This is a genomic window from Micrococcus sp. Mcc89, from assembly GCF_024519795.1.
GTDB lineage: Bacteria > Actinomycetota > Actinomycetes > Actinomycetales > Micrococcaceae > Micrococcus > Micrococcus luteus.
The window spans coordinates 20,996-27,340 of the sequence record NZ_JALJRI010000053.1 but is presented as its reverse complement, the minus strand read 5'-3'; the positions used below and the strand labels follow the sequence as shown (position 1 = coordinate 27,340).

Annotated in this window: 4 protein-coding genes; 2 read left to right on the top strand and 2 right to left on the bottom strand. The window is 71.7% G+C overall.

The window, feature by feature from the left end:
• Nucleotides 1–167: 167 nt before the first annotated feature.
• A complete protein-coding gene (gene pepN / locus NR072_RS06560) occupies nucleotides 168–2,789 on the bottom strand; it encodes an aminopeptidase N (protein WP_205810576.1) in 2,622 nt (873 codons plus the stop codon).
• A gap of 156 nt (nucleotides 2,790–2,945) precedes the next feature.
• Nucleotides 2,946–3,725: an IclR family transcriptional regulator gene (locus tag NR072_RS06555; protein WP_159228114.1), complete on the bottom strand. Its 780-nt coding sequence runs from the start codon at nucleotides 3,723–3,725 to the stop codon at nucleotides 2,946–2,948.
• A 174-nt stretch (nucleotides 3,726–3,899) separates the two neighbouring features.
• Here NR072_RS06555 and NR072_RS06550 point away from each other — a divergent pair, with 174 nt between their 5' ends.
• Nucleotides 3,900–4,754, top strand: a complete 855-nt coding sequence (locus tag NR072_RS06550) for an alpha/beta fold hydrolase (RefSeq protein WP_159228113.1) — start codon at nucleotides 3,900–3,902, stop codon at nucleotides 4,752–4,754.
• Between the two features lie 14 nt (nucleotides 4,755–4,768).
• A complete protein-coding gene (locus NR072_RS06545; protein WP_256836576.1) occupies nucleotides 4,769–6,334 on the top strand; it encodes an NAD(P)/FAD-dependent oxidoreductase in 1,566 nt (521 codons plus the stop codon).
• Nucleotides 6,335–6,345: the final 11 nt, after the last annotated feature.

Here is a 6,345-nt window from a genome sequence, read left to right as displayed (position 1 = left end):
CGTCTCATCTCAGCCGGCGCCTCGTGGCAAGAACCTCATGACCCACAACACCTAGCCAGCCCGCGCCCCGACAGCGGCCGGGGAGGTGCTGGAGGGCATCTTCCGTGGAATACCCACCAGCAGCATTGCCCCGCAAGCGCCGGCAGAGGCGTCAGCCGCCGTCCGGCTCAGGCCCCGGCGTGGACCTGATGCACGTGCGCCGTCGCGTGCTCGCGCGCGGCCAGGGCGCGGACGGTCTCGTCCCGGCCCTCGGCGAGGACGCGGGACAGCCCCGCGCGGGTGCCGGCCAGCCGCTCGGACAGGGCGGTGGCGCGGTCGGCGATCTCCCGGGTGACCTGGGCGGTCGGGTAGCCCAGCGTCGCGGCGGTCTCGGCCATCTCGTGAGAACGGGAGTCCCACATCGCCTCGACGCCTTCGAAATAGGAGTCCGCGAAGGGCGCGATCAGCGCGGCGTCGTGGACCCGCGCGAACCCGATCAGGGCCTGGCGCTGCTCCGTGTTGGACGGCTCGCCGGCCATCACTCGGTCCCAGGCCGCGCGCTTGGCCTCGGCCGTCGGCACGGCGGCCCGGGCCTGGATCGCGGCGAGCGCGCCCGTGGCGGTCGCGTCGGCGCGCTCGGCCTCGGCGATCTCGGCCTCCCCGGCACGGCCGGCCGCCACCAGCGCAGTGAGCAGCTCCCAGCGCAGGTCCGTGGTGAGGTCCAGCCCGGGCACGGTGCGGGTGCCGTCCACGAGGGCCGCCAGGCGGTCCAGCTGCGCCGTGGTGCGCGCGTGCAGGGCGAACGCCTTGACGAACTGCAGCTGGTTGTCCGAGCCGTCCTCGGCCTCCGCGACGAGGCCCCACAGACGGTCGGCCGCCGCGACCCGCACGGCCTCGGCCTGGTCCTCGGGCAGGTACAGGCCGATCGCCGTCGCGAGCTGGCGCAGCAGCGTCTGCACCACGGACGAGTCCCGCTCGTGGCCGACGTTGGCCAGGACGAGGTCGACGAACCAGGCGGCGGAGGCCTCGCCGTCGCGCACGGTGTCCCAGGCCGCCCCCCACAGCAGCGTGCGCGCCAGCGAGCCGTCCACGTCCTTCAGGCGGGTGGACGCGGCCTCCCACGAGGCGTCGTCGAGGCGCAGCTTGGCGTAGGCCAGGTCGTCGTCGTTGGGCAGGATCACGGCGGGACGACGGCGGCCGACGGCCTCGGCGACCTCGGTCACCTCACCGGCCACGTCGAGTTCGAAGCGCTCGGTGCGGGTCAGGCGGCCGGTGGCCTCGTCCACGTCGTAGAAGCCCACAGCCAGGCGGTGGGGGCGGAGCACGTCGTCGCCAGGCGCCGACGGCGAGCCGTCCGGGGCGCTCTGGCGCAGGCGCAGCGCGGTGATGGTGCCGGCCTCATCCGTCTCCACCTCCGTGCGCAGCGTGTTCACGCCCGAGGTCTCGAGCCACACGCGGGTCCACTCGGACAGATCGCGGCCGGAAGCCGCCTCGAGCTCGGACATGAGGTCCGGCAGCTCGGTGTTGCCCCACGCGTGCTGGGCGATGTACGCGCGGACGCCGGCCATGAAGTTCTCCTGGCCCACCCAGGCCACGAGCTGGCGCAGCACGGAGGCGCCCTTGGCGTAGGTGATGCCGTCGAAGTTGACGAGCACATCGTCGAGGTCGCGGATCCGGGCCTTGATGGGGTGCGTGGACGAGAGCTGATCCTGGCGGTAGGCCCAGTTCTTCTCCATGGAGGAGAAGGTGGTCCAGGCGCTGGTGTACTGCGTGTTCTCGGCGGCGGCGAGCGTGGACATGAACTCGGCGAAGGACTCGTTGAGCCACAGGTCGTTCCACCAGCGCATGGTCACGAGGTCGCCGAACCACATGTGGGCCAGCTCGTGGAGGATGGTGATGGCGCGGCGCTCGATCAGCGCCTCCGGCACGGTCCCGCGGAAGACGTACGACTCGAGGAAGGTCACACAGCCGGCGTTCTCCATCGCGCCGGCGTTGAACTCGGGCACGAACAGCTGGTCGTACTTCTCGAACGGGTAGGCGTGGCCGTACTGGGCCTCGAAGAACTCGAAGCCCTGGCGGGTGAGCTCGAAGACGTTCTCCGCGTCCAGGTGCTCCACCAGTGACGCGCGGCAGTAGACGCCGAGGGGGATCGTGCGGCCGTCCGCGCTGGTCAGCTCCGAATGCACGGAGGCGTACGGGCCGGCGACGAGCGCGGTGATGTAGGAGGAGATGCGCGGGGTGGGGGTGAACTCCCAGACCGCGGCGTCCACGCCCTGCAGGTTCTCCTCGTTCGCCACGACGCCGAGGGTGCGGCGGGAGTCCTCCGGCTGGTTGGACACCACAGCCCAGTGTGCCGGCGCGGTCACGGTGAAGCGGAACGCGGCCTTGAGGTCGGGCTGCTCGAACACCGCGAACATGCGGCGGGAATCGGGCACCTCGAACTGGGTGTAGAGATAGACCTCCTGGTCCACGGGGTCCACGAACCGGTGCAGGCCCTCGCCGGTGTTGCTGTAGTCCCCGAGCCCGTCGACCACGAGGGTGTTCTGCGCCGCCAGCGGGCCGATCCGCAGTCGGGCGCCGTCGAAGTCCGCCACGTCCAGCGCCTCGCCGTTGAGGGTCACCGTGGGAGCCTGCCCGGCCACGAAGTCGATCCACGTGTGGGTGCCCACCGCGTCCTGCGTGGCCGCGAACGTCACGGTGGTGGCCGTGTGGAAGTGCTCTGCGCCGCGGGTGAGGTCCAGGCTCACCTCGTACGCGTCCACGGTGAGGGCGGCCGCGCGCGCGGCGGCCTCTTCGCGGGTGATGTTCATGGCGGCGGCGGTGGTCACGGTCGGACTCCTCCTGGGGTCGGGCGGATGCGGCACGGCCGGGCGCCTGTGATGGGGGCCATGGCACGGTGCTCCCCAGTGTGCCACCTGGCCCGAGCGTCGTGAGCGGCGCGTCTCGGGGCGGGCCGGTCGACCTGCTCAGCCCCCGATCTCGGCCAGTCGGGTCGCCGCCGCACGCAGCACCTCAGCCACCTCGGGCACGCGTCCGGGTGGCATCCGCTGCTCGGCCGCCGAGGCCGTGAGGGACACCTGGGGGATGCCTCCCGTCCGCGCCGGAACGCCACAGGCGACTCCGGCCACCCCGGGCACGACCGGCACACCGCCGCACCACCCCTGCTCGTCCATCTGACGCAGCAGGGTGTCCAGCAGGTCGTGCAGGGCCCCGTCATCCGTCAGGTTCCAGCGGCGGGGAGGCCGGGCGACGACCGCGTCCACTTCCGCTCGCCGGCGCTCGGGCGGCAGGGAGGCCAGGAGCGCGATGCCGGCGTACCCGGCGGCAAGCCGTTTGACCTCGCCGACCTCCACGGTGAAGACGCGCACAGGGGAGTCGCCGTCGCATCGCAGGAGGTAGGCCACTCCGCCCGCAACCCGTGCCGCCAGGTAGACCGTGTCCCCCAGCTCGTCCGCGGCGGCCTGGACCACGGCCCGGCTGCCCTCGCGTTCGATCAGGCACCGCGGCGTCACCGGTTCGAATCCGACCGGGCCCCACCGATCACCGAGTGCATAGGCGGCTCCGCGCCGGGTCACGGCACCCTCCTCCGCCAGGTCGGCCAGCAGTCGATGGGCGGTGGGCTGGGGCAGGCCCGTCCGCTGGACGAGCTGGCTCAGCCGCAGGCCGGCGGGTCCGGCCTCGTGCAGCAGGCGCATCACGAGGGCGGCGCGGGGCAGGACGCCGGTGGGTGGGGTCAGAGGGGTCACCGGTCCATCGTGCCGCAGCTCCGGCGTCGGAGCCAGTTCCATCTGATGGACTCAATGATTGCCGCCCCTGCTTGCATTATGAGAAATGAACACGCCATGCTGGGACATGTAGGGTGCGTCGCATCGCGGGTGTCGGGTCCAATAGTCCACATATTGGTTTCCAGGAGGAGCCCCATGCCACTGACCGCATCGACCGTCACGCGCACCGTCAGCGTGGACGGTGCTTCCGTCACCTGCCACGACTCGGTGACGCCCGGGGAGCTCGACCGGCCTCTCGTGCTGGTCCACGGCACGGGCGGGACGACCGCCTCGCACTTCGGCCACCTGTTCCCGATGATGGCCACGCGGACGCGCGTCATCGCCGTCGACTGGGCGCCGACGGCCGACCCCGCCGCAGACCTGACCGTCGACCTGCTGGTCGGCCAGGTGCGGGCCGCCGTCGACGAGCTCCTCGGCTCCGACGCCGCCTTCGACCTGCTGGGCTACTCGCTCGGCGCCGTCGTCGCCGGGCAGCTGGCCGCCGATCTCGGTCGCCGCGTGGAGAACCTCGTGCTCGTGGCCGGCTGGGCGACGACGGATGTCCACCAGCGCCTGCGCAACGAGGTCTGGCGGCACCTGTATGACACGAGCCCTGATGCCCTGGCGCGTTACACGGCCTTCTGCGGCCTGTCCCCGCTGGCCCTGCGCTCCCTGACCCCGGCCATGCTCGACGGAGCACTCGCCTCCCTGACCGCGGACGAGTTCACCGCTCGGCAGATGGACCTGAATGCCCGCGTGGACGTCGCCGACCGTCTCTCCGCCGTCACCGCGCGGACACTGATCGTCTCCTGTGCCGAGGACGTCATGGTCCCGCCCCATCACCAGTACGAGCTGCTCGGCATCATCGACGACGCGCGGCTGACGACCATGACGAGCGGCCACGCCTTCTTCCTCGAGCGCCCGGCCGAACTCATGCAGATCGTCGACCTGCACCTGCGCGAGCCCGACCGCCACCCGGCCGGCGCGATCATCCCCGAGACCCACGCCTGAGAGAGGGGCCAGCCATGACCACCACCACGACCACCACCACCGACGTGCGCCCCGCACCGCGCGACGAGTCCGCCGAGATCCTCATCATCGGCTCCGGATTCGCCGGCCTCGGCATGGGCGCCCAGCTACGGCGTCGCGGCCGCGAGGACTTCCTCATCCTGGACCGCGCCCAGCAGGTCGGCGGGACCTGGAGGGACAACACCTACCCGGGCGCCGCATGCGATGTCCCGAGCCACCTCTACAGCTTCTCCTTCGCCCCGAACCCGCAGTGGTCGGGCTTCTACACGCCGGGCCCGGAGATCCAGGACTACCTCGTGCGCTTCTCCGAGGACGAGGGCCTCACCCCGCACCTGCGTCTCGGGGCGGACATGCTCGAAGCGCACTGGGACCCCGAGACGGAGCGGTGGACGGTGCGGACCCCGCGCGGGACCTACACGGCACGCTGGCTCATCATGGGCACCGGGCACCTCGCCGACCCCCGCCTGCCGGACGTCCCGGGTCTCGACGCCTTCGAGGGCGAGGTCATCCATTCCGCCCGCTGGGACCACACGGTGGACCTGAAGGGCAAGCGTGTCGCCGTCGTCGGCACCGGCGCCTCCGCGATCCAAATCATCCCCGAGCTGGCGGCGACGGCGGCCGAGCTCGTCGTCTTCCAGCGCACCCCCGCGTGGGTCACCCCGCGCGTGGTCAAGCCGTATTCCGCGGCCGTGCGGCGCATGTTCGAGCGCGCCCCGCACACCATGCAGCGCGAGCGCGACGACATCTTCTGGTTCGCCGAGTCGAGCTATGCCCAGCGCCGCGGTGTGCCGGCCGCACTGGACCAGGTCCGGGCCCAGGCCCTCGGGCACCTGGCCGCCGCGGTCTCCGACCCCGAGCTCCGCGAGCGCCTCACGCCGCGGTACCTGCCGGGCTGCAAGCGGGTGCTCGTCTCCAACGACTACTACCCGGCCATGGCCCGGGACAACGTCACCCTGGAGGACAGCGCGCTGGACCGCGTCGAGGGGAGCCGGCTGTTCGGCGTGAGCGGTCACGGGTACGAGGTCGACGTCGTCGTCCTCTGCACCGGCTTCGAGGCGGCGCAGCCGCCGTTCGCCGACCGCGTCCACGACGGTGAGGGCCGTTCCCTGGCCGATCACTGGAGCAGCGGCATGGCGGCGTTCGACTCCACGGCCGTGGCGGGATTCCCGAATCTGTTCGCCATCAACGGGCCGAACACCTCGCTGGGGCACAACTCGATCGTCTACATCATCGAGTCGCAGATCGCGTACATCGTGGAGGCCCTGGACCGGGCGGATCACGAGGGAATCCGGACGATGGTCCCCGAGGCACTTGCCCAGGAGGACTACGTGGACCGTCTCCAGGAGCGGGCCGCCACCTCGGTGTGGCTCGTGGACGGCGGCTGCCACTCCTGGTACGTGGACCCCCGCTCTGGCAAGTTGACGCTGATCTGGCCCGACTACGCCTACGACTTCCGCGCCCGCAACGGCCACTTCACCGGGGAGGGCTTCCTCTCCTCGGCGAGCGAGGATCCCGAGCCCATGCCGGTGCGCGAGCCCAAGCGATCGGTCGCGCTGATCTGAGCCGGCCCGCC

Excerpts from the sequence above, each read along its gene's own strand:
- pepN (WP_205810576.1), bottom strand. The coding sequence starts at position 2,789 with ATGAACATCACCCGCGAAGAGGCCGCCGCGCGCGCGGCCGCCCTCACC.
- NR072_RS06550 (WP_159228113.1), top strand. The coding sequence starts at position 3,900 with ATGCCACTGACCGCATCGACCGTCACGCGCACCGTCAGCGTGGACGGT.
- NR072_RS06545 (WP_256836576.1), top strand. The coding sequence starts at position 4,769 with ATGACCACCACCACGACCACCACCACCGACGTGCGCCCCGCACCGCGC.